This is a genomic window from uncultured Gemella sp., from assembly GCF_963525875.1.
In the GTDB taxonomy this organism is placed as follows: domain Bacteria; phylum Bacillota; class Bacilli; order Staphylococcales; family Gemellaceae; genus Gemella.
On sequence record NZ_CAURMG010000012.1, the window covers coordinates 1 to 24,966 of the forward strand.

The following is a 24,966-nucleotide window of genomic DNA, read 5'->3' on the forward strand; positions in this document are numbered from 1 at the left end:
CTACGATCATATTAATAAAGAAAATCCATTTGATGTACCAGCTGAATACGAAAAATTATAATTTAATATAGAAAAAAATACACGTAAGACAGATTAGTGTCTTGCGTGTATTTAGTTATAATACTTCTTTTTCTTTCATATTGAAATGCAGATAAGCATCGATAAAATCGATTATCTCACCATCCATTACTTTATCTACTGTAGAGACTTCATAGTTTGTTCTATGGTCTTTGACCATTGTATATGGAGTAAATACATACGAACGAATTTGTGATCCCCAACCAATATCTTTTTGTTCCCCGCGAATAGTGGCTAGTTCTCTTTCTTTTTCTTCTATTTCAAGTTGATAAAGTTTAGATTTCAAGTTTTTTATTGCTGCATCTTTATTTTTTATTTGGCTACGTTCAGCTTGTGATTGTACAACAATACCAGTTGGTAGGTGCGTAATACGAACTGCTGAATCAGTAGTATTAATATGTTGTCCACCTGCCCCTTGAGCACGATAAGTGTCTATTTTTAAATCTTCATTATTTATTTCTATATTAATTTCATCTTCGTTAAATTCTGGTATTACATCAATTGAAGCAAAGGATGTATGTCTTTTTCCTGAAGGATCAAAAGGTGAGATACGAACAACACGGTGTACTCCTTTTTCTCCTTTTAATAATCCATAAGCAAAGTTACCTTCGATTTTTATTGTCGCAGACTTGACACCTGTAATATCACCAGATTGGTAATTTAAGTAGCTGTACTTTAATCCTTGTTTTGTGAAGAATCTTTCATACATACGAAGCATTAGCTCTGACCAGTCTGTAGCATCGGTACCACCAGCCCCAGCATGTATTTCTAAAATAGCATTATTATTATCATATTCTTCAGAGAATAACAATCTAAAACTAAAATCTTCAACACTTGATTTAAGACTCACTACTGTTTCTAGTAAGTCTTGATATATTTCTTCATCGTCTTCATCTTTTAGAAATTCAACCATCTCTTCAGAGTGTTCTAAATAGTCTATCATTTCACTAAATTCATCAAGTTCTTTTTTTATATTTTTTGATTCTGTAACTAATAGGCTGGCTGCTTCGCTATCATTCCAAAAATCGGCCTCTAGCATCATATTTTCAATTTCAGCAACACGTTCAGTTTTATCTTCTATCTTTAATGAAGTTTTAAATTCAGTTATTCTTTTGTTAATTTCTTCGAGTTCTTTTCTAAGTTCAATAAGTTCCAAATTTTTTACCTCTATTAACTTCTTTCGCTTATTTATTATACAAGAATTTTACTCAAGATACAAGGTTAGAATAGAGTACGAAATATATTAAACTAATAAAATAGAGTAATAATACTATTAAAACCTAGAATATAAAATAAAGGTCAAAAAAAGTCAAAAAATTTTTAAAAAAGTATTGACTTACTTTGACCTTAATGATATTATTATATATGTAATTAGCAGTCGAACTCTCAGAGTGCTAAATTACAAAATTGGAGAATAGGTGATGACGATGTTAATAGATAGACAAGTACTCATTCTTCAATCTATAGTCGAAAATTTTATTACGACTAATCAACCTGTTGGTTCTAAACAAATTGCTCAAAATATTGATTTCAGTTCAGCAACGATAAGAAATGACATGAGTAAATTAGAAAAAGAAGGTTTGATTAAAAAGACGCATATATCATCAGGTAGAGTACCTTCAGAAAAGGGTTATCGCTATTATGTAGATTATATAAAAAAAGATTATGAACTATCGAATAGTGAGAATGAAAAACTTAAACAGCTCGTTAGTGGTGATATAGTTTCAGAAAATAACTTCTTAGAAAAAAATGCTATAGTACTATCAGACTTAACTGATTGTACAGCAGTAATATTAGCCCCGACAAAAACGGATAGGCGAATTAATAAAATAGAAGTTATTCTTCTAAGTAGTCGTAGTATTCTCGTTATATTAGTAACAAACATAGGAGAAGTATTCCAACAAAACTATAAACTTGATGCTGATTTCACTGCAGAGGATATAGTGGAGATTAATAAACTTCTTCAAAGTTATTTCTATGATGTGGATATGGCAACAGCTCATGTAATAATTCATGGTGAGTTAGAAAAATATCTAAAGAATAAAGTTAATAATTACGATATGATAGTAGTAGCTTTAAATAGATTGTTGCAAAATAAAATTAAAAAGACTGTAGCATTAGGGGGTAAGTACAATTTACTTAAACAACCCGATATAGATAATGTAGAAAAATTAAAAGAAGTAGTATCGCTCTTAGAAGATGATAAGATAGTCGAACTTCTAGATAATAATGAAGTAACAGACAAACCATCTATTAAAATAGGAACTGAGCTTAAACTTGGAAATATAGATGATCTTTCATTAGTGTCTAGTAGTTATAATACATCTAATGGTCAAGGTGTAATAGCCGTATTTGGACCAAAGAGAATGGACTATTCAAAAATCATGACACTTATAGCTTGTGTTCGTGATAATTTAAATAATAATTTAAAATAATTAGGAGGTAGAGATGGCTACTGAAGAACAAAAAGAAACTCTACAAGAAGAAACGACAGATTCAGAGGAAGTAGTAGAGAAAACTGCAGAAGAGTTATTACAAGAACAAATTGAAAAACTGCAAGAAGAAGTAAAAGCTTCAGAAGACAAGTATTTACGCCTTTATGCAGAGTTTGAAAACTTTAAACGACGTAAAAATCAAGAAATTGACACTATAAATACTTATAAGAGTCAAAAAGTTATAACAGAAATTTTACCAAGTTTAGACAACCTTGAACGTGCTTTACAAGTTGAATCAACTAATGAAGAAGTACAAACAATTTTAAAAGGTGTACAAATGGTATACGAAGGATTACAAGCTGTACTTAAATCAGAAGGTGTAGAACTAGTAGAAACTGAAAATGCTCAGTTCGATCCAAACTTCCACCACGCAGTAATGCAAGGAGAAGAAAGCGACAAAGAAAGCGGAGTAATCTTAGATACATTCCAAAAAGGTTATAAACTAAAAGATAGAGTAATCAGACCAGCAATGGTTAAAGTCAATTCTTAAAGGCTACATCGTTAGCATTTCAAGTATTGTAAATACGAAGAAATGGTTACGAGGAAGCTTCTCAAAGATACTCAAAGAATAAGGAACGAAGAGACGAAATGATTTGAAAGTATCGACTGAGCCTTAGTTTTTTCGAACCTAGAAGGTGAAGAAAAAAGTTAGGAGTAAGAATCGCACAGCTACACCAAGAATGAGGAACAAAGTGACGAAATGATTGGTATGTAGCCACTGCGTAGAGTATTTTCAGTGTAAAGCTGAAAAGCATTTAAAAAAGTAATATTAGACTTTGTTAGAGTGAAAATCATTTTAACAAATAAATTTGCAAATATAGTTATTATAAATTTAAGGAGGACAAAAAAATGTCAAAAATTATAGGTATAGACTTAGGAACAACAAACTCATGTGTATCAGTATTAGAAGGTGGGGAAGCTAAAGTAATCCCTAACCCAGAAGGTAACAGAACTACTCCTTCTGTAGTAGCATTTAAAGGTGAAGAAATTCAAGTAGGAGAAGTAGCAAAACGTCAAGCAATTACAAACCCTAACACAGTAATTTCTATCAAACGTCATATGGGTACAGATTATAAAGAAGAAGTAAATGGTAAAAAATACTCACCACAAGAAATTTCAGCAATGATTTTACAAAACTTAAAAGCAACTGCTGAAGCATACTTAGGTGAAAAAGTAACTAAAGCTGTTATCACAGTACCAGCATACTTCAACGACGCTCAACGTCAAGCAACTAAAGACGCTGGTAAAATTGCTGGATTAGAAGTAGAACGTATTATTAACGAACCTACTGCAGCGGCATTAGCATATGGATTAGAAAAAACAGACGTAGATCAAAAGGTATTAGTATTTGACCTTGGTGGTGGTACATTCGACGTATCTATCTTAGAACTAGGAGATGGAGTATTCGAAGTATTAGCAACATCTGGAGATAACTTACTAGGTGGAGATGACTTTGACCAAGCTATTATTGACTACCTTGTAGATGAATTCAAAAAAGAACAAGCTATCGACTTATCACAAGACAAAATGGCAATGCAACGTCTTAAAGATGCAGCAGAAAAAGCTAAAAAAGACTTATCTGGTGTAACTTCAACACAAATTTCATTACCATTCATCTCAGCTGGAGCTAATGGACCAGTTCACTTAGAAAACACATTAACTCGTGCTAAATTTGATGAGCTTACTCACAGCTTAGTAGAAAGAACATTAGTACCAACTCGCCAAGCACTTAAAGATGCAGGATTAACTCCAAGTGAAATCGATCAAGTAATCTTAGTTGGTGGATCAACTCGTATTCCAGCAGTTCAAGAAGCTGTTAAAAAAGAAATGGGTAAAGAACCTCATAAAGGAGTAAACCCTGACGAAGTAGTTGCTATGGGTGCTGCTATCCAAGGTGGAGTAATTACAGGAGATGTTAAAGACATCGTCTTACTAGACGTAACTCCATTATCACTAGGTATTGAAACAATGGGATCAGTTATGACAGTATTAATTCCAAGAAATACTACAATCCCAACATCTAAATCACAAGTATTCTCTACAGCTGCAGATAACCAACCAGCAGTAGATATCCATGTATTACAAGGTGAACGTCCAATGGCATCTGATAACAAAACTCTTGGAAGATTCCAACTTTCAGATATACCACCAGCACCACGTGGAGTACCTCAAATCGAAGTTACATTCGATATCGACAAAAACGGTATTGTAAATGTTACGGCTAAAGACCTTGGAACTCAAAAACAACAAAAAATTACTATTGAATCAAGTAGCTCATTAACTGATGCTGATATCGATAGAATGGTTAAAGAAGCAGAAGCTAATGCAGAAGCAGACGCTAAACGTAAAGAAGAAGCAGATGTACGTAACGAAGCTGACCAACTTTCATTCCAAGCAGACAAAGCATTAGAAGAAGCTAAAGATAAAGTAGACCAAAGCTTATTAGATAACATTAAAGCTAAAAATGATACATTAAAAGAAGCTATTAAAAATAATAACTTAGAAGAAATTAAAGCAGCTAAAGACGAATTGAACAAAGCTGTTCAAGAAATGACTATGAAACTTTACGAGCAAGCTAATGCAGCAGCTGGAGCTCAAGGTGCAGATGCTGGAGCAACTTCATCTAAGAATGATGATGATACAATCGATGCAGACTTCACTGAGAAAAAATAATTAAATAAAAAGTTGAAGGGCTGGTAGCGTTAAGCGCTAGCCCTTCGTTAAATAATTATAGGAGAGATTAAGATGGCTAAAAGAGATTATTATGAGGTACTTGGCGTTAGTAAAAGTGCCAGTGCAGCTGAAATAAAAAAAGCATATCGTAAATTATCAAAACAATATCACCCAGATATCAACAAAGAGCCAGGAGCTGAAGATAAATTTAAAGAAATTACAGAAGCTTACGAAGTGCTAAGTGACGATACTAAAAAAGCTCAATATGATCAATTTGGTCATGCAGCATTTGAAGGTGGAGCAGGTCAAGGTGGGTTTGGCGGTTTCGGTGGAGGTTTCTCTGGATTCTCAGGTGGTTTTGATGACCTTGGAGATATTTTCTCAAGTTTCTTTGGAGGTGGTGGATCACGTCGTAATCCAAATGCGCCACGTCAAGGAGAAGACTTATTACACCGTATTCGTATAAGTTTTGAAGATGCCGTATTCGGTACGAAAAAAACTATTAAAATCCGAAAAGATGTAGAATGTGATCATTGCCATGGAAGTGGAGCGAAAGATTCTTCATCTGTAAATACTTGTCACAGATGTAATGGTAGTGGACAAGAAGCGGTAATTCAAGATACTCCATTTGGACGTATGCAGAGTCAGCGTACATGTTCAGAGTGTCAAGGACGTGGAAAAATTATCAAAGATAAATGTGCTCACTGTTTCGGTAAAGGATACAATAATCGTGAAGTAGAATATGAAGTAGAGATTCCAGAAGGAATTAGTTCAGGTCAACGTGTTCGTCTTCGTGGTAAAGGTGGAGCAGGTGAAAATGGTGGTCCAGCAGGTGATTTATTCATAGAAGTAATCGTTGCTGAAGATTCATACTTCCATAGAGAAGATGATGATATTTATACTGAATTAAAACTTTCTCCAGCACAGGCAGCGTTAGGCACAAAACTTGATGTGCGTACATTAACAGGTGAGATTGAATTAAACGTTCCAGCAGGAACACAACATGGACGTAAATTCCGACTTGCAGGTAAAGGTGTTAAGAGTGTAATGGGATATGGTCAAGGAGATCACTATATAGTGGTATCTATAGAAATTCCTAAAAACTTATCAACTAGAGAACGTGAATTATATCTTGAACTTGCTAAATTAAATAATGAAAAAGTTGAAGAAGATGAGAGTTTTTTAGATAAAGTAAGTAGAAAAGCAAAAGATCTATTTGATTAATAAAGAGAAATTAGGGCTGACCCAAAAGTACTAAATTTAAGAAATTTTATATTTAAACTCATGAACGTATCGGTTTCTTAGAAACCTAAATTAGTTTAATTAAAATTTTTTAGATATCTAATAAACTTTGTGGGAGTGATTAGACAAAAAATCGATTTTGTCAAGTCGCTCCTTTTTTTGTTATTTAGTTAAGTAATTTACCATATTTATTTGAATTTTTTTGTAATCCAAAGTAAAATATAATATGGAAGACATAAAAACTAGAAAGAAGGAGTGGAGAAATGTTCATAAGTGATTTTAAAACAGATCAAGAAATTAATATGTTTTTATTATTGGATAATGTAGTTCGTGGAATTGCTACTAGTGGTAAACCATATTTAACACTTTATCTAAAAGATAAGTCAGGAAGTATTGATGGTAAAATCTGGGAAGTTAAAGAAGAAGACAGTGAAAATTTAAAATCTGGTAAGATGATTTATGTTGAGGGAACTGTTTTAGACTATCGTGGGAAGCTTCAATTAAAGATAAAAAACTATCGAATGGCTTTGGATAGTGATAATATTGATATACAAGATTATATTCAAACTGCCCCAGTACCAAAAGATATAATGATTAATGAATTAAATTATTTCCTAAAAGAAATAAGTAACGAAAATTTACGAACTGTAACAATTGAATTGTTAAATAAATATAAAAAGCAATTTATTAGTTATCCTGCAGCTAAATCAATGCATCATGATTTTTATTCAGGATTAATTTATCACACGACAACTATGTTGAAGATAGCAAAGGCGTTAGTGGGAATCTATCCATCACTAAATAAAGATTTATTATATAGCGGAATCATTTTGCATGATTTAGGAAAAACTGTAGAACTTAGTGGACCTGTAGGAACCTCTTATACATTAGAGGGAGAACTTTTAGGCCATATTGTTATTATGAGTGACGAAGTAGCAAGAATGGCCGATAAGCTAGGAATTGAAGCAGAAGAAATTACTTTATTAAGACATATTATACTTGCTCATCATGGTAAATATGAATTTGGTTCTCCTAAATTACCGATGATTAAAGAAGCGGAAATTATTCATTTTATAGATAATATTGATGCACGTATGATGATGTTTGATAAAAATTTAGCGAATGTTGAACCTGGAACATTTAGTGAAAAACTATTCGGTCTAGAAGGTAGACACTTCTATGTTCCAACGTTTGATAAGGAAAATAATTAAGGAAAAGAGAAAAAGTTATGAATAAAGGTATGAAATATATATTAGGTTTTGTTGCAATATTTATTGCTGCTGTAGTATGTGTATTTGGAATTATTAAATATGAAGAAATGCAAGATGGTTCATCTACAAATAATAGTGCGAACTTAGGGAGTGTAGATGGAAAAAATTTAGATAAGGAAACTACAGTAGTTGTAGAGAAAATACGTACTATTACAGATTTAGATTCATTAAAATCTGAATTGAATTTATCTCAAGAAACTATAGCTGAGTTGAAAAACTTTGCCCCAACGGTTAGTTATTCAGTAGATAGCAGCAATGGAGGTACTAAAATCTACCTAAGACAAGGTGGACATATTTCAAACAATAAGATTGTAGGAAAAAATGAACTAATTGGCGCATATGATGTAAAAGATGGGAAATTAACACCTATCAGTGAAGATCTTAAAAAAATTTCATCAAAAATAGATTCTAGTAAATTAAAATGGACTGATTTAAATCTAAAAAATACTGACCATAATAAATCTGCAGCAAAAGAAATTCTTAGAAAATATTTCTTTGTAACTCATGGAGGAAGAAAGTTAGGGCCAGTAGTATTATTTGGTTATTTAGTTGATATAGATAAAAATGTCACTGTCAGTGGTAAGGATTATCATGTAACTAAAATGTCATTGGCTGAATTAACGGATGTTTATAATACAGCTTACAAGGATACATACAGTGCAGAAGATGTTTATAAAGATGTACCATCACTGAAAAATATAAAATATAGAGAAGTAGATGATAGTTATTCAGGTAATGAAGATAAGTATAATAATTCTCTTGTGTTAGGAGAGACAGTATTCTTTAAAAAAGATAAAGTTTATATAACAGGAATGGGAGGAATTGGTGGTGCAACTCAATTTACTCCAACTGATGAAAGTAGTTGGACTACTGAAGGGGATAGATTAATAGTTCCAATTAAAAATTCATCTTCAAATAGTGTTGCAGGTAAATATATACTGCGATTAAACGACAAGCAATATAAGGGTGGAGAATCTCGCTCTAAATACTACATAGAGAGTATAGAACTAAACTAATATGTTAGAGATAAATAATAAAGTAGCTTTAGTAGTTTGTTCTAATGGCAAAGCTAGGGAAGATAAAGTTAAATTAGATAAATTAGAAGAGATATTAAAAAGTCTAGGCTTAGTTCCTGTTTATAGTAACTATTTATATAAAGATAAATTTGGAAGAAGTGCTAGTGCAGAAATACGTAGTGAAGAGCTAATGAATTTTTTTAGTGATAAAAGTATAAAGGCAATTTTTGATATTTCTGGTGGAGATCTTTCTAATGAAATATTAGATTATCTAGACTATGATATTATTAAAAAGAATATTAAACCATTTTTTGGATATAGTGATTTAAGTGTAGTATTAAATGCAATAACGATTAAAACAGGAGAATCTACATATTTATACCAAGTATTGAATATTATTGGAAATGAAAATATAAGAGATAGTTTTAAGAAAACAGTGATGTATAATGAACCAGATTTAACAAATATATCATGGAATTTTTTTCAAGGTGAAGAAATTAGTGGGATAGTTGCAGGTGGAAATATTAGGTGTTTTCTTAAACTAGCAGGCACTCAGTATTTTCCAGATTTAGAAAATAGAATATTATTTTTAGAAGGACTAGGTACAACAGTAGAATCATTAATTACTCATCTAATTCAATTAAAACAAATGGGTGTTTTTGATAAAATTTCAGGTTTATTACTTGGAACTTTTACTAATATCGAAAAAATATATAATAAAAATGATATTTATAGTATAGTCAAAGATTTTATAGATAAAGATTTACCAGTAGCTAAGACAAGTGAAGTAGGGCATGATATAAATTCTAAAATGATTACTATAGGTGGTAGAATAAATATAAAAAAACTTTCAGAGTAGATAAATTACTCTGAAAGTTTTTCTATTAATTATAGTTTATACCATTTAGAAATTGCTTGAGTTCCGTTTGTATTGCGAACTTCTTCTTCTAACTCGTTGTAAATTTTATATGCTGTTTCAAGTCCAGGAAGATTGATGTTCATTTTTTCACATTCCTCTAAAGTTAATTTCATATCTTTAATAAAGTGGTGAATGAAGAATCCTGGTTTGAAGTCTCCGTTTAGGATACGTGGCCCATATGAAGTCATCGAGAAGCTTCCACCAGAACCTGTTGATACTGTTTTGAAGAACGAGTCTAAGTCTAAACCAACTTCTTTAGCGAATTTAAAGCTTTCAGCAACAGAAATCATAGTAGTAGCTATAGCAATTTGGTTAGCAAGTTTAGCATATTGCCCTTTACCAGCTTCACCGAAATATGTAATATTTTTACCAAGTTTTTCAACTAGTGGAAGAACAACTTCTTCAAATACTTTCTTATCTCCACCTGCCATGATTGATAGAGTAGCATTTCTCGCTCCAACATCGCCACCTGTAACTGGAAGGTCGAATGCATATGCTCCAACTTTTAGGAATTCGTTGCTGATTTTTTCAGCTAGAGTAGGAGAAGAAGTCGTCATATCTACAAATACTTGGCCTTTTTTAGCTGTTGTGATAAGTCCATTTTCACCTAAATAAACTTCCTCAACATCTTTAGGATAACCTACTATTGTAAATACAACATCAGCAAATTTAGGTGCGTCTTTTACTTCGTTAAGAAGTGTTGCTCCACGTTTTACTAAGTTGTCAGTTTTACTCTTTGTTCTGTTATAGACGAAAAGTTCATGACCGGCATCCATAAGGTGACCAGCCATACTTTCTCCCATAACTCCAGTTCCAATCCATGCAATTTTCATAGGAAATGCCTCCAATAAATAGTTTTATGTTCTTTAATTATATCATAAATCAATGAAAACGTTATGATAAATGATTGTAGATGGAAGGAAAGAAATTTAATATCATAGCAATTAAAAATATGGTATAATATTCAAGGTAAGAAGATAACTAGGAGGATATTGTGAATAAAAGTAAATTAAAAGAGTTTTTTATGTGTACAAGACCACATAGTTACCCAGCATCAATAGCACCGGTTTTATTCGGCGCTACTTATGCTTTAGAATATGAGATTAAGTTTTCGATTTTAAAATTTATATTGTTTTTACTGGCTTGTTTGTTGATTCAAGCGGCAACCAACTTATTTAATGAATACTATGATTATAAGCATGGATTGGATAAGGTTGATTCCGAAGGTATTTCTGGTTCGATAGTCAAGGGGAATTTAAGTCCAAAAGAGGTTATGGTAGGAGCCTTAGTATTATATGCACTAGCATTTGTACTGGGGTTAATATTAACTTTTATGACTAGTATTTATGTACTAGTCGTTGGTCTAGTGTGTATGCTTGCTGGATATTTCTATACTGGAGGAAAGTATCCCATAGCTTATTCTCCATTTGGAGAAGTTGTCTCTGGATTTTTCATGGGAACAATAATAATTGCATTATCATTCTATTTCCAAACTGGTTATGTTAATGCTGATATTATTATAGTTTCATTACCTTTATTTATCATGATAGGAGCTATTTTATTAGCGAATAATATCCGTGATTTAGATAATGATAAAGAATCAGGGAGAAGAACATATGCAATATTAGTCGGAAGAAATAATGCAATTAAAACAATGGCAGGCAGCTTCATCATAGTATATTTATTAAATATATTATTTATAGTTACTAAATATGTTTCTTGGTGGAATCTACTGGTGTTTGTTACTATTCCTTTGGCGATAAAAATAATTAAAGGTTTTAGTTTGAATAATCATAAAAAAACAATGGCACCGTATATGGTACTGACAGCTAAGTTAACGATTTTTGTAGGATTCATAATGTCGTTAGCAAATATATTGAAATATATAATGAATTAAAAAAAATAATAAAAGAGTCAACTTTTTTTGTTGACATCTTAAACTAAAAGATATATAATAAATAATGTGTTTATGAGGTGATATTTAATGAAATGGTTAAGATCTTCGTTATTCAAAAATAATAGTGATACTTTTGTTTTTGAAGAAAATATAAATGTTAACGTAGCACACTATGACAGCTCTCTAAAAGATATTAGAGACGTTGTTGTTAGTGGGAAATTGACTCGAGGTGGACAAGATAAAATCTATGCCGATCTATTAATTAAAGGTAACTTCGAAATGATTTCAGGAAAAACACTAAAAGAAGTCGTTGTTCCATTTGAAATCGAAGAGAAAGAAGAATATATTGATAAATCTGTATTTGCAGGTGAAGAGGTATTCGACGTTAATTTAATGGATATGTATATTGATTTAACACCTTTAGTGAATGAGCTTATAATTTTAAATATTCCAATAACTACTTCTGATGAAGAAGAGCTAGAGATGGTTTCTGGTAATGACTGGGAATTAGTTTCTGAAGAGTCTTTAACTGATGTTAAAGAAAAGAAAGAATCACCATTTGCAGCTCTTAACGGACTATTTAAAGAACAATAAGAATTATTTAAAATAATTGGAGGAAATTAACTATGGCAGTTCCTTTTAGAAGAACATCAAAAACAGCTAAAAGAAAAAGAAGAACTCACAAAAAACTATCTGCACCATCAATTACTATCGATGCAACAACTGGTAACTACGTAATGGGTCACCGTGTTGATAGAAAAACTGGTATGTACAAAGGTAGACAAGTTCTAGACGTTAAATAATTTAAATATTACCAAACCCTAAGGAGGTGTCCTTAGGGTTTTTTATGTTTAAAATTAAGGTAGAAAATGAATATATGAGATTTGCATCTGAAGATTTAAATTTATATTAAAAATGAACAGAAAATAAATCTTTACATTTGTATTAGTAAGTTGTAGAATAAATATAAGGACATATAATATTATTTCTTAATTGTTTAGGAATATGAAAAGAGGGTTTTGATATGAAAAATTATGGAATTGTCGGAACAGGTTATTTTGGTGCAGACTTAGCTCGTTCATTAGAGAAAATAAAAGATGCGAAGGTAACTGCAGTTTTTGATCCAGAAAATGGAGAGAAAGTTGCTAAGGAACTAGAAGCAGAGAATTGTTCAACTTTAGAACAATTGGTAACAAGAGAAGATGTAGATTGTGTTATCGTCGCAACACCGAGTAATTTACATCGTGAGCCAGTATTATTAGCCGCTAAGAATGGTAAACATGTATTCTGTGAAAAACCAATCGCTTTATCTTATGAAGATTGTAAGGTTATGGTTGAAACTTGTCGAGAAAATAATGTGATTTTTATGGCAGGTCATATTATGAACTTTTTTAATGGAGTACATCACGCAAAAGAATTGATTAAGCAAGGGAAAATAGGAGATGTAATATTTTGTCATGCAGCAAGAACAGGATGGGAAGAAAAACAAGAAACTGTTTCTTGGAAAAAAAATCGATCACAGTCTGGAGGACACTTATACCATCACATTCATGAACTTGATTGTATTCAATTTATTATGGATGGTCTACCCGAGCAAGTAACTATGATAGGTGGAAATGTATGTCATGTTGGCGAAAATTTTGGTGATGAAGATGATTTCTTAATAGTTAATCTGGAATTTTCTAATAAACGATACGCAGTACTTGAATATGGGAATGCTTTTAGATGGGGTGAACACTATGTCCTTATAGAAGGTACAAAAGGAGCTATAAAATTAGATTTATATAATACTAGAGGTACTTTAAGAGTAGCGGGAGAAGGAGAGAGTTATTTCTTAATCCATGAATCAAAAGAAGAAGATGATGACAGAATGGCTATTTATACAGGTAGAGGAATGGATGGAGCAATAGCTTATGGAAATCCTAATGTACGTTGCCCTCTTTGGTTACAAAGCTGTATAGATAAAGAAATGTTGTATTTGCATAATATTTTGAATGGAGAAAAAGTATCAAAAGAATATGAAAAACTATTAAATGGTGTCGCAGCTCTAGAGTCAATTGCGACTGCTGATGCATGCACATTGTCTTTAAAAGAAAATAGAAAAGTAAAGTTGAGAGAAATAGTAAAATAGAAACTAAGAGACTAATAATAACAAATACTCCAAGAGAAGTTCTCCTGGAGTATTATTTTATAATATTAATCTAAGTATCCTAATTTTTTAATTAGTTCTGCAGTTAATACAGCTCCACCAGCTGCTCCACGTAATGTGTTATGAGAAAGTCCTACGAATTTGTAGTCAAATAGGTTATCTTCACGAAGACGACCTACAGTAATTTGCATACCTTTTTCGTTATCGCGATCTAGAACCGGTTGTGGACGATCGTTTTCTTCATAGTATTTAATGAATGGTGTTGGAGCTAGTGGTAATTCATGTTTAGCAATTTCAGGAACATGATTTTTAATTTTTTCAACTAAAGTTTCTAATCCTGGATCATTTTCTAAATTGAATGAGACACAAGCAAGGTGTCCATCAAGAACTGGTACACGAATACATTGAGCTGATAGTTTCATAGAATCATCTGGAACAATTTTCCCATCAACTACTTTACCAAAGATTTTAAGTGGTTCTTTTTCACTTTTCTCTTCTTCTCCTCCGATGTAAGGGATGATATTTTCTACCATTTCAGGCCATTCGTTGAACGTTTTTCCGCTTCCTGAGATAGCTTGATAAGTACAGATAGATGCTTCTTTAACACCGTACTCTTTAATCGCTTCAAAGATAGGTACGTAGCTTTGAATTGAACAGTTAGGTTTTGTAACGATGAATCCTTTTTTAGTTCCAAGACGTTCTCTTTGAGCTGGAAGAACATCTAGGTGAGCAGAGTTAATCTCTGGGATAATCATCGGTACATCGTCTTTGTTTCTGTTTGCAGAGTTGTTAGATACAACAACTACTTCACGTTTAGCATAGTCTTCTTCAAGTTTGATTAAAGATTCTTTATCAAGGTTAATAGCACAAAATACCATGTCAATTCCTTCAGAAACTTCATCAATTTTGTATAAGTCTTCAACAACTAATTCTTTAGTGTACTCAGGTACAGCGTGATCTAATTTCCAACGGCTTTCCATAAGTTCTCCATATTTTTTACCAGCAGAACGAGGTGACGCTGCTAATTTAACTACGTCAAAGTATGGGTGGTTTTCTAATAATACTAATAGGCGTTGACCTACCATTCCTGTTGCCCCTAATACGGCTACTCTTGATTTTTGCATAATAAATCTCTCCTTTATTTATATAAAAAATATTTTAAAATGAATTTCCTCTCTGCAATAAAAGAAGAAGTCCAAAAATTATCAACATATTAATTTAGAACTACTGTTCCTTCTTTATCAACTTTTAGTAAAATTGCTTGCCAGTTGTATTTTAATTTAGCAAGTTCAGTTTTTATTTTTTCAATATTGTTAGTATCGCTAACAATATTCATTAATGTAGAACCACTTCCGGAAATGAAAAATGCAGAGCTATCAATCTTTTCGCAGATTTCTCTTACCTCATGATATTCATGGATTATTTCTTTTCTGTATGGTTCATGGATTTTATCTCCCATAACCTTATTAAGAAGTTCTAAGTCATAAGTTTCAAATGCCTTAATAACCGATCCGATACGTGATAATGAGTAGATTGCATCTTGTAGTTTGATTTCTTTTGGCATTACTTTTCTAGCTTCTTCAGTAGAAGTTTCGAAGTTTGGAATTAATGCTAGGAAATTAAATTTCTCATCGACCTCATATCTAACAGTCACCGCTTCTTTACTATCAGTAGTACAAGATGAGCTTAAACTTCCGAAGATAGCTGGCGAAACATTATCAGGATGTCCCTCAATCTCGTTAGCTATTGTAAAGATTTCTTGTTTATCAATAGGTGTATCAGTTAGTAAGTACGCACCGTATATTCCAGCAACAACACAAGTAGAGCTACTACCTAGACCGCGACTAATCGGAACATCATTATCAATTGATATTCTAACACCTGAAATTTCTTTGTTTAATTTTTTTAGTGTAGTTAGTAATGTTTGATAAACTAGGTTGTTTTCATTCGAAAAACGTTCTTCAAATCCGACGAATTCAAGACCACTGTCTAATTTTTCGAATTTAAAAGTAGTGTAAAGTGTTAAAGCAACACCAAGGCTATCAAATCCACATCCAACATTCGCAGAAGTGGCAGGTACACGAACACTTACCATTATAAATCACCTAGTTTCTCTAAGATGTATTTCTTCATATCTTCTTTATTAATTACATCTTTGTGTCTAATTTCTTTTTTGTCAAGATCTCTTAAGTTCTCAGGGATAACAACTTTTGTTTTTTCATGAAGTTTATTCATAAGAGTAAACTCGTCCTCACCTTGAGTTTCGAATAGAGAAGAGTAGACACTCTCTGTAAATTTATATGGAGATGCTGTTGATAATGCAATACTAGCATGCTCATTATCTAAATTATCAAGAAGAACTTTGTAAGCTACTGCAGTATGAGTATCTAATAGGTAGTTATCTTTTTCATAGATAGCTTTAATTGTTTCTTTAGTTTGTTCATCATCAGCAAACCCAGCTTGGAATTTATCTTTTATCTTAGCTAGCACGTCACCGGTAACTTCGAAGCGACCAGTTTCTTTTAAGTCTTTCATAAGTTTAGCAATATATGCGTTATCACAACCGCTAACGTAGTATAGTAGACGTTCTAAGTTACTAGAAATTAAGATATCCATACTTGGTGATACTGTTTTTAAGAAATCTCTATTTTTATCATAAACACCAGTTGTTAAGAAATCATAAAGTACATTATTGTTATTACTTGCACAAACTAGTTTATTTACAGGTAATCCAATTTGTTCAGCGTAGTAACCAGCAAGAATATTACCAAAGTTACCTGTAGGCACAACAAAGTTAACTTTATCATTTAATTTAATTTTGTTTGTATTTACTAAGTCTAGGTATGAAACAACGTAGTAAACTACTTGTGGGATAAGACGCCCGATATTGATTGAGTTTGCACTTGATAACTTAATGTTTTTAGTAAGTAATTCTTTTTTGAATTCTTCATCAACGAATAGTTCTTTAATACCACTTTGAGCATCGTCAAAGTTTCCATGAATTGCACAAACTTTTGTATTTTTACCTTCTTGAGTTTGCATTTGTGTTTTTTGTACTGTACTTACTCCATCGTTAGGATAGAAGACTATAATTTTTGTTCTATCTACATCTTTAAAACCTTCTAGTGCAGCTTTACCTGTATCTCCACTAGTCGCCGTTAAGATAAGAATGTCATTTTTGTCTTCTACTTTTGTAAGTGCCGTTTTTGTAAGTTGTGGAAGAAGTGAAAGACCTACGTCTTTAAATGCACTAGTAGGTCCATTGAATAATTCAAGAACGTAGCTATCTTTTAATCCTACTAGAGGAGTAATGTTTTCATGAGAGAATTTACCTCTATATGCTTCTTCTACACATTTTTTAATTTCTTCATCGTTAAAGTCTACGAAAAGACGTAGCACGGCTTCAGCTACTTCATAGTAGCTTTTTCCGATTAATTTCTCTAAATCTAATTTATTTTTTCCTAAATCTCTTAAAACGAAAAGTCCACCTTCTTCACTTAAACCTTGAAGAATAGCTTCACTAGGATTTAATTTTCTATTAATATCTCTTGTACTTTCGTAAATCATTTAAAATCTCCTTGCTTTATCGTTGTATATATGATACAATGTTCTCTATAAAAATACAAGTGTTTTTTACAAAAAGAACCTGATTAATTTTTATAACTTTAATTTTACACCAAAAATGGTTATAAAAACAGTCAAAAATTGAAAAAAGTTGAAATTGATTGAAAATTATAAGTATTAAATTATTGACATAGAAAAAATACTTGCTAAACTTTTAATTAGTAGAGAAAAAATACTTTCAAGGAGGAAATAAATTTTATGAAAGTTGCTATTTTGGGGTATGGAACTGTTGGTAGCGGAGTATACGATATAATAACAAATGGAAAAACAGACGAATTAAAGAAAATTGAAGTGAAAAGTGTTTTTGCGAGAAGTCGCGACAAAATGCATTTAGCTACAGATGATATTAATGAAATTATTAATGATAAGGAAATCTCAGTAGTTGTTGAATGTTTAGGAGGAATTAATCCTGCGTATGAATTTATAAAAAAATCATTAGAGAGTGGGAAGCATGTTGTTACAGCGAATAAAGCTGTAGCAGCTAAATATTTAGATGAGTTTGTCGAATTGGCAGAAAGAAATAAAGTGAAGTTTATTTTTGAAGCTAGTGTAGGTGGTGGAATCCCTTGGCTTGTAAACTTAGAGAGAACTAGACGTGTTGATGAAGTAAAACGTGTTTATGGAATATTTAACGGAACAAGTAATTTTATTCTAGATAATATGTATAGAAATAATCAAGAATTTGAATCTACATTAAAAACTGCGCAAGACTTAGGTTATGCTGAAGCAGATCCTAGTGCTGATGTAGATGGTGGAGATGTAGTTAATAAAATTATTTTAAGTAATGCACTTGCATTTGACATTCATGTTGAACCAGATTTTCCTACATACTCTATGAGAAATATTACAAAAAATGATATTGACTATTTAAAACAATATGATTTAGCTGTTAAGTATATAGGAGAGACTAATGTAGAAGATGGAAAGTATGAGACTTCAGTAATGCTTTCTATTTTTGGAAAAGAATCTCAAGAAGCGGCTGTTCCTTTAAATAATAATATCATTACTTTAGATGGATCATTTATTGGTGAACTTAAATTTTATGGTCAAGGAGCAGGGAAACTACCTACAGGAAACGCTATTGTTCAGGATATTGTAGATATTAATGAAGGGGCAGCTAGAGTTGATGTAGTAATAAATAATGACTTAACTTATTCTGAGGAATTAACTAGAAGAAACTATCTAATACGTTCGTCGGTTAAATTATCTAGTGGATTAGTAGAGAGTGCTGAGCAATATAAAGATAATTACTATGTAAAGACAAAAGAAATTTCATTAAAACAGCTATCTGATTTAGTTGCTGAAGTAAAAGATAAAGATAGTAAGTTTGTTGTTGCTAAGTTTCATAAATAATTGTTATAAAGAATAAAATGATTATTAAAAATAAATTTTAGATTTTTCAGAAAATTTATTGATTTTTTTACGGATAGTTATATAATATATATTAGTAATAAAAATACAAATAACAAGTTAGAAAAAGGAGTTAAGATGGTTAGAGTAGCAAAATTTGGAGGAAGCTCGGTAGCGAGTGCGGAACAATTTAAAAAAGTTAAAAGTATTGTAGAACTTGACGATGCGCGTCGTTTTGTTGTAGTTAGTGCTGTAGGGAAAGCGAATAAAGAAGATAATAAGGTAACAGACTTACTTTATTTATGCTATGCACATACTAAATACAATATTAACTTTGACAATATTTTTAAAATGATTGAAGATAAGTTTATTGCTATAAAAAATGAATTAAACTTAAAATTTGATATCGAAGGAGAACTTGCTAAATTAAAAGCAGAGATTAGTAAAGGAATCGATGAGGAATATTTAGTAAGCCGTGGAGAATATTTAACAGCTTTATTGATGGCTGAGTATTTAGGGTATCATTTTGTGGATGCTAAAGATTTAATTTTTTACAATTATCAAGGTGAAATTGATTTTGAAAGAACTCAAGCAGCTTTTGATGCTGTAGTGAAAGAATATGATCGTCTACTTATTCCTGGATTTTATGGAAGTCGTCCTAATGGTGAAATAAAAATTATGACTCGTGGAGGAGGAGATGTTAGTGGTGCGATAGTTGCTAATATTGCAGATGCTAGTGTTTATGAAAACTGGACGGATGTATCAGGTATTTTAATGGCAGACCCACGTATTATTGAAAATCCACATGAAATTAAAGTTATAAGCTACACAGAACTTCGTGAACTTTCATATATGGGTGCTAGCGTTCTTCATGAGGAGGCTATTTTCCCAGTTCGTGATAAAGACATTCCAATTCAAATTCGTAATACAAATGATCCAACTGCAGAGGGAACTATTATTTCTGATAATAAGCACCTTGATGCAAAACAAATAGTAACTGGTATTGCAGGGAAAAAAGATTTCTCAATTATTACAATTAAAAAACGTCATATGGCAAATGAGGTTGGATTAATAGGTAAAGCACTTAAAATATTTGAAGATTTTAATGTTAGTATCGAACATATTCCAAGTGGAATAGACTCATTTTCTGTAGTTGTAGAAACAGGTAATGTTAGACCATTTATTCATGAGTTAGTTGCTAAAATTAAAGCAGTTTTAGAAGCTGATGAGGTTAATGTTACTCATGAAATTTCACTTATTGCTACAGTAGGAGAAAAAATGAAAAATACAAAAGGTTTATCAGGTAGATTATTCAAAGCTTTAGGGGAAGCAGGGGTAAATATTGCATTAATTTCACAAACTAATGATGAAATTAATATTATCGTAGGTGTTCATAATAATGATTATGAAAAAACTATAAACACAATTTACAACGAGTTTAAATAAAATCAAAACTTCCCAATTACTTTATAGTTGGGAAGTTTTTTATAATTGGTAATTACTATTTAGAGGTGAGTTATGAAAATTTTACAGATTATGTGTCATCCAGACTATGATGGGAAACATCGTATATCAAATATCTTAGCTAATGTAGGAAAAGATAAATTAAGAGAAGAAGGGTTCAAAAATATAGAAAACCTTAATTTATACGACCCAAGTTTACATATTCCAGTAATGGATAAGTTTATGTTTAACTATGAAGGAGTACATTTATCAGAAAAAGAACAACATGATAAACTTAGACAAAAAGAGTTATTAGCACAATGGAAGAATGCTAAAGCAGTGTTTATTTATATGCCACTTCACAATTTTAATGTAGTGTCAAAATTTAAAGATTACATAGATAATATTGTAATTGTGAATGAGACATTTAAATGTGAAGAAGAATCTTTAATAGGATTGGATGATTCCGATAAGCAAGTGACTTTTGTTATAACTAGCGGAGGGGAATTCGATAAGCATATTCAATATACAAATTTAGATTTTGCGGTTCAGTATGTTAGAGGTATATTTAGTGTGCTGGGAATAGATAAAATTAAAGTTTTACGAGTAGAGGGACTAGATTTAGCGTTTAATAATAAAGAACAAATTGTAAAACAGGGTATAGTTGATTTAAAAGCATGGATAGAAGAATTTTCTAGAAAGAATAAAAAATAAAACTAAGAAGGAATAAGAGACCGTTTAATTCGGTTTTTACTTCCTTCTTATCTTTATTTTATATCGAATTCAAGTTGTTTTTCTTTAGAAGATATAATTTTAAATTGGCCGTTAGTTAGGTTAGCAATCCAATTTTCAAAGTTGGTATAATCTTCTTGCATAACATAAATTGTATAAACGATCTTATCGGTATACTCTAGATTATTCACGATAAAATTAGTTTTTCCAATTTCATATTCTATTTTTCCATTTAGACTATAATCTAATTCTAATCTAACTTCAAAAGCATCTTTTCTTTCTACTAATGTTGCATTTTTTAACGCATTAATAACTCCACCACCGTATGCACGAACTAAACCACCAGTTCCTAGCTTAGTCCCACCGAAATAACGTATTACGGTAGCACAGACATTTTTTATTTCTTTTTTTACTAGTACGTCTAACATCGGAGCACCAGCAGTTCCACTAGGTTCACCATCATCGTTAGCACGAGTTATTTCGTTATTATCTCCAACAACATAACATGAACAAACATGAGTTGCATCATAGTGTTTTTTCTTCATTTTTTGAATAAAATCACGAGCTTCGTCTTCCCTACTTACCCTAATTAAATGGGTGATAAATGTAGATTTTTTCTCTACAAATTCGTCGTATGAATCTTCTTTGATTGTAATAAATTTTTTCGCCATAGTACCTCCTTTGTAATTTGTAATTTGCTGAATTTACTATATTAATTATGATGTATTATAAATAAAATGTCAATAATTAGAATGTATTTCTCATTATACTACTTGACAAATTATACTATGCAATGTATAGTATTATGTGAAAGGAGATATTTGTATGGAAGCTCAATTAAAAAGAGGTTTATTGGAAATATGTGTTCTTGCTACTTTACGTAATTCTGAATCATATGGGTATAAAATTATAAAAGATGTTTCAAATGTAATTCCTATATCGGAATCAACGTTATATCCAATCTTAAAACGCTTGGAAGCAAACGATTGTGTTACCTCATATTCGGTAGAACATAATAGTAGACTAAGAAAATATTATAAAATTACAGATGTTGGTCTCAATAAAATTCAGGAATTTCTTATCGACTGGAAAGTAATAAGTAATGCACATAAATATATATTAGGAGATGAAAAACATGGATAAGACACAGTTTTGCACTCTTTTGGGAAATAAATTAAAACAATATTTATCGCCAAAAGAGATGTATAAAACACTCAATTTTTTTGAAGAAATGATTGATGATCGTATTGATGAGGGCTTAAGTGAAGAAGAAGCTGTATCGCAATTAGGGGATATTAATATCATCGTTGATCAAATTTTAGATGAACATAATATTGGGAAAAAACAAACAAAACTAGTATGGAGGTTTATACCACGAGAGCTCGGCTTTATTAATATCGTATTATTATTTCCTGCTTGGATAACTATATTTTCTCTAGTCGCTAGTCTTTTTATAGTTATTCTATCTATAATATTTAGTATTGTATTTTCTATTATAGCTATTTTCATTGGTGGAATCTTATTAATATTAAAATCCCCATTTTATCTTATTTACGAAAGAAATATTTCGTATTTCTTAGATACTTTAGGATTTGGATTTGTTATTTCAGGGGCTGGTTTAATTGGTATTGACTGGTTGATAAAAATATATAAAAAATCACGTCAAAATGGTATAAACATCAGAACAATTTTTGTGAAGATTTTCAAAAAAGAGGTGTATATAAATGAATAAATTTATAAAAATTTCTATTAGTTTTATAATTTTTGGACTAGTATTGATAGGATTAGCAACTTACTTAAATAATGGTCATATACCTAGATTTTCTTCTAATTTTGAGAAAAAGAATTATACTGTCTCAATTGATGATGTTAAAAATTTAGATTTAGATATTATTGATTCTGATGTAACCATAGAAGAGAATACTACTTCTAAAAATATGGAAATAGAATACTATACTGCTCTAGAACGTAAAGTTAATATAGAGCACATAGGAAATAAGTTATCTATAAAAGAAAATAAAAATATTGTGAGTATTAATTCTAATTTCTTTACTGAAAAAAGAAAACTTATTATAAAAATACCTAAATCTTCTAATATCGATATCAATTCAGTTAATAAATTAGGAGATTATTTTATCAAGAATCTAGATATTAAATCTCTTATAATTAATAGTAAACTAGGTGATGTATATATAACTAATATTTCAGCTTCAGATGCTGATATTAAATTAGCAACTGGAAATTTAAATATAGATAACTTAAATAGTAAAAATAATTCTCTAAAAATTAATGTTGCTACAGGAGATGTTAAATTAAATAATATTAATGATTTAAAAGATATTAGTATTGATAATGAAACAGGAGATATAGAGTTGTCATCATCAACAATAAAAGATATTAATATAACTAATGAACTAGGAAATATTAAGGTAAGTAATCTTCCTAGTGAAAGTTCAGATAATATTAACTTAAAAACAACTACTGGTAATATTATTCTAAGTAATCTTACTGCAAATAATTCTATTACTCTTAAGTCAACAGAAGGTGATATTATAGCTGAATTAAGTGATGAAGAATCAAATTTTACAAATAGCTCAAATAAAAAGAAACAATTATTCACCTCTTCAAAAACTGGAACTGTAAATGTAAAGTTTTCAAATAAATAATTAATATCCCATCAAAATTAGTTTTGATGGGATATTAATTATTCTTGGTTATTATTTACATTGGTATTTTGATGGGTATTTGTTGTACCGATACCAGTTGTAGTATTTTTCTGTTTATTGCCATTGTTATTATTATTAGTTGTCTCATCTGGTCTATTTTCGTTACTAACAGTTATATCATTTTTCAAATCTTCTGATGTAAGTCGTTCAGGAAGATTTAATAATGAATCTTCTGGTGACATAACTGTAAGATTAGAAATTGGATAATTTTGCACTAAACGTAAATTATTAATTCTATATTGTTTAAATCCTATAGAGATATGACCTTGATAGTAGATGTTTAATAAATCTGTAGCCTTTGGTAAAGGTAAATCTAGATTATTTCTTAATGCAGAAGATGCATAAAGTAAAGACAGTGGTCTTGGATAATAGTAGTAGACACCACCATAATAAATGTCATAGCCTTCGATTCTATGAGATACGATTTCCATATCTTCATTAAGGAACATTTTAATTGCTGTAGAGATTTGAGTTGTTGATAAATTATGCTCTACATTATTTCCAGCTATGTTAATAACTTCATTGATTTTTGCTAAAGCATTTAAGCTTTTTGCTTTATCAATAAGTGAATGAATAGCTTGAAGTTGACGTTGACCACGTTCAATATCACTATCGTAATATCTACTACGAGCAAAGGCAAGGGCTTGTTCACCATTTAAAGTATGCCACCCTTTTTTCAGTTTAATTGTATTTTCTTCACCATTAGCATTTTGCTCATCCATATCGAAAGGAACGTATAAATCAATACCACCAAAGGCATCAACAGTTTGAACAAATGCTTTAAAGTTAATTAATACATAGAAGTTAATTGGAGTATTTAGCAGGTTTTCTACTGCATTAGTCGTTCCTTTGACATCATTATACGCATGTGCATGGGTAATTTTGTCGTAGAAATAAGCACTATTGTTGTTTTCATCATCTTTTTCTCTCATTAAACTAAGAGAGTCACGAGGGATACTAACCATATCCATACGTTTTTTATCTTTATTGACAGTTGCTAAGATCATAGAGTCTGTTCTACTATCTTCACGAGTTTGACCTTGTGCTTTACGATCATCATTCATATCAATACCTAAAATTAAAACTGAGAATTTTTTAAAGTTAGGATCAACTTCTTTTAGATAATCTACATTTTTATAACCTTTTTTAGCAGAACTTGAGAAGTTATGGAAAGTATAAGCGGCAAATGCTCCAGTTCCAACTAAGAATAATGCTAAAATTGTGAATAATATTTTTTTAAAACCTCTTTTTTTAGGAGAGCGTCCTCCTCTTTTATATGAGGCTGAACTAATTCTTTTTCGTCTAGATTCTCTTTCTTCCATTTAATAACGGCCCCTTTTTATATTTAACT

General features: G+C 30.9%; 24 protein-coding genes. 17 read left to right on the forward strand and 7 right to left on the reverse strand.

The genetic code is table 11. The features are described from left to right. Positions 1-115: 115 nt before the first annotated feature. Positions 116-1,234, reverse strand: coding sequence for a peptide chain release factor 2 (prfB, locus tag RWQ73_RS03410; RefSeq protein ID WP_314406703.1), 1,119 nt, complete (start codon positions 1,232-1,234; stop codon positions 116-118). Positions 1,235-1,499: 265 nt separating this feature from the next. On the opposite strand from prfB, the gene hrcA reads away from it, so the two are divergent. The 7 genes from hrcA to RWQ73_RS03445 all read left to right on the forward strand — a co-directional run bounded on the left by hrcA (position 1,500) and on the right by RWQ73_RS03445 (position 9,634). Next, a complete protein-coding gene (hrcA, locus tag RWQ73_RS03415; RefSeq protein WP_314406704.1) occupies positions 1,500-2,513 on the forward strand; it encodes a heat-inducible transcriptional repressor HrcA in 1,014 nt (337 codons plus the stop codon). Between the two features lie 13 nt (positions 2,514-2,526). Then, positions 2,527-3,063 (forward strand): nucleotide exchange factor GrpE, encoded by a 537-nt coding sequence (gene grpE / locus RWQ73_RS03420; RefSeq protein ID WP_314406705.1) that lies wholly within the window; start codon positions 2,527-2,529, stop codon positions 3,061-3,063. Positions 3,064-3,422: 359 nt separating this feature from the next. Continuing rightward, positions 3,423-5,246, forward strand: coding sequence for a molecular chaperone DnaK (dnaK, locus tag RWQ73_RS03425; RefSeq protein ID WP_314406706.1), 1,824 nt, complete (start codon positions 3,423-3,425; stop codon positions 5,244-5,246). Positions 5,247-5,318: 72 nt separating this feature from the next. Then, positions 5,319-6,470, forward strand: coding sequence for a molecular chaperone DnaJ (gene dnaJ / locus RWQ73_RS03430; protein ID WP_314406707.1), 1,152 nt, complete (start codon positions 5,319-5,321; stop codon positions 6,468-6,470). A 281-nt stretch (positions 6,471-6,751) separates the two neighbouring features. Continuing rightward, positions 6,752-7,699, forward strand: coding sequence for an HD domain-containing protein (locus RWQ73_RS03435; protein ID WP_314406708.1), 948 nt, complete (start codon positions 6,752-6,754; stop codon positions 7,697-7,699). Between the two features lie 17 nt (positions 7,700-7,716). Further along, a complete protein-coding gene (locus RWQ73_RS03440) occupies positions 7,717-8,775 on the forward strand; it encodes a hypothetical protein (protein ID WP_314406709.1) in 1,059 nt (352 codons plus the stop codon). 1 nt (position 8,776) lies between these two features. Beyond that, positions 8,777-9,634 carry an LD-carboxypeptidase gene (locus RWQ73_RS03445; RefSeq protein WP_314406710.1) on the forward strand — a complete coding sequence of 286 codons (858 nt, stop codon included), beginning with the start codon at positions 8,777-8,779 and terminating at the stop codon, positions 9,632-9,634. Between the two features lie 29 nt (positions 9,635-9,663). On the opposite strand, the gene RWQ73_RS03450 is transcribed toward RWQ73_RS03445, so the two are convergent. Next, positions 9,664-10,527 (reverse strand): NAD(P)-dependent oxidoreductase, encoded by an 864-nt coding sequence (locus tag RWQ73_RS03450; protein WP_314406711.1) that lies wholly within the window; start codon positions 10,525-10,527, stop codon positions 9,664-9,666. A gap of 161 nt (positions 10,528-10,688) precedes the next feature. Here RWQ73_RS03450 and RWQ73_RS03455 point away from each other — a divergent pair, with 161 nt between their 5' ends. From RWQ73_RS03455 to RWQ73_RS03470, 4 genes are all read left to right on the forward strand, one after another. Further along, positions 10,689-11,591: a 1,4-dihydroxy-2-naphthoate polyprenyltransferase gene (locus RWQ73_RS03455; RefSeq protein WP_314406712.1), complete on the forward strand. Its 903-nt coding sequence runs from the start codon at positions 10,689-10,691 to the stop codon at positions 11,589-11,591. 87 nt (positions 11,592-11,678) lie between these two features. Beyond that, complete coding sequence (locus RWQ73_RS03460; protein ID WP_314406713.1) at positions 11,679-12,185, forward strand: YceD family protein; 507 nt, start codon at positions 11,679-11,681, stop codon at positions 12,183-12,185. A gap of 32 nt (positions 12,186-12,217) precedes the next feature. Then, entirely contained in the window at positions 12,218-12,394 is a 177-nt protein-coding gene (rpmF, locus tag RWQ73_RS03465) for a 50S ribosomal protein L32 (RefSeq protein ID WP_003147267.1), read from the forward strand. 221 nt (positions 12,395-12,615) lie between these two features. Further along, on the forward strand, positions 12,616-13,722 hold the full coding sequence (locus tag RWQ73_RS03470; protein WP_314406714.1) for a Gfo/Idh/MocA family oxidoreductase: 1,107 nt from the start codon (positions 12,616-12,618) through the stop codon (positions 13,720-13,722). Between the two features lie 65 nt (positions 13,723-13,787). Here the strand turns inward: RWQ73_RS03470 and asd are convergent, their stop codons facing one another. From asd to thrC, 3 genes are all read right to left on the reverse strand, one after another. Continuing rightward, complete coding sequence (gene asd / locus RWQ73_RS03475; protein ID WP_314406715.1) at positions 13,788-14,864, reverse strand: aspartate-semialdehyde dehydrogenase; 1,077 nt, start codon at positions 14,862-14,864, stop codon at positions 13,788-13,790. Between the two features lie 89 nt (positions 14,865-14,953). After that, positions 14,954-15,835 carry a homoserine kinase gene (thrB, locus tag RWQ73_RS03480; protein WP_314406716.1) on the reverse strand — a complete coding sequence of 294 codons (882 nt, stop codon included), beginning with the start codon at positions 15,833-15,835 and terminating at the stop codon, positions 14,954-14,956. Beyond that, complete coding sequence (thrC, locus tag RWQ73_RS03485) at positions 15,835-17,307, reverse strand: threonine synthase (RefSeq protein ID WP_314406717.1); 1,473 nt, start codon at positions 17,305-17,307, stop codon at positions 15,835-15,837. Before thrC ends, thrB begins: the two co-directional genes overlap by 1 nt. A gap of 255 nt (positions 17,308-17,562) precedes the next feature. Here thrC and RWQ73_RS03490 point away from each other — a divergent pair, with 255 nt between their 5' ends. The 3 genes from RWQ73_RS03490 (at position 17,563) to RWQ73_RS03500 (ending at position 20,871) form a co-directional block, all read left to right on the forward strand. Then, complete coding sequence (locus RWQ73_RS03490) at positions 17,563-18,717, forward strand: homoserine dehydrogenase (protein ID WP_314406718.1); 1,155 nt, start codon at positions 17,563-17,565, stop codon at positions 18,715-18,717. A gap of 135 nt (positions 18,718-18,852) precedes the next feature. After that, positions 18,853-20,160, forward strand: coding sequence for an aspartate kinase (locus RWQ73_RS03495; protein WP_314083648.1), 1,308 nt, complete (start codon positions 18,853-18,855; stop codon positions 20,158-20,160). Between the two features lie 72 nt (positions 20,161-20,232). After that, positions 20,233-20,871: an NAD(P)H-dependent oxidoreductase gene (locus tag RWQ73_RS03500; protein ID WP_314406719.1), complete on the forward strand. Its 639-nt coding sequence runs from the start codon at positions 20,233-20,235 to the stop codon at positions 20,869-20,871. 53 nt (positions 20,872-20,924) lie between these two features. On the opposite strand, the gene RWQ73_RS03505 is transcribed toward RWQ73_RS03500, so the two are convergent. Then, positions 20,925-21,560, reverse strand: a complete 636-nt coding sequence (locus RWQ73_RS03505; RefSeq protein ID WP_314406720.1) for a YigZ family protein — start codon at positions 21,558-21,560, stop codon at positions 20,925-20,927. Between the two features lie 154 nt (positions 21,561-21,714). Between RWQ73_RS03505 and RWQ73_RS03510 the strand changes: the two genes are divergently transcribed. The 3 genes from RWQ73_RS03510 to RWQ73_RS03520 are packed head-to-tail and all read left to right on the forward strand — an operon-like array spanning position 21,715 to position 23,555. After that, on the forward strand, positions 21,715-22,032 hold the full coding sequence (locus RWQ73_RS03510; RefSeq protein WP_314406721.1) for a PadR family transcriptional regulator: 318 nt from the start codon (positions 21,715-21,717) through the stop codon (positions 22,030-22,032). Then, positions 22,025-22,621, forward strand: coding sequence for an HAAS signaling domain-containing protein (locus tag RWQ73_RS03515; protein WP_314406722.1), 597 nt, complete (start codon positions 22,025-22,027; stop codon positions 22,619-22,621). The genes RWQ73_RS03510 and RWQ73_RS03515 overlap by 8 nt, the downstream gene beginning before the upstream one ends. Further along, positions 22,614-23,555 (forward strand): DUF4097 family beta strand repeat-containing protein, encoded by a 942-nt coding sequence (locus RWQ73_RS03520; RefSeq protein ID WP_314406723.1) that lies wholly within the window; start codon positions 22,614-22,616, stop codon positions 23,553-23,555. The genes RWQ73_RS03515 and RWQ73_RS03520 overlap by 8 nt, the downstream gene beginning before the upstream one ends. 38 nt (positions 23,556-23,593) lie before the next feature. Here the strand turns inward: RWQ73_RS03520 and RWQ73_RS03525 are convergent, their stop codons facing one another. Then, complete coding sequence (locus RWQ73_RS03525; RefSeq protein WP_314406724.1) at positions 23,594-24,937, reverse strand: LCP family protein; 1,344 nt, start codon at positions 24,935-24,937, stop codon at positions 23,594-23,596. Positions 24,938-24,966 lie beyond the last annotated feature (29 nt).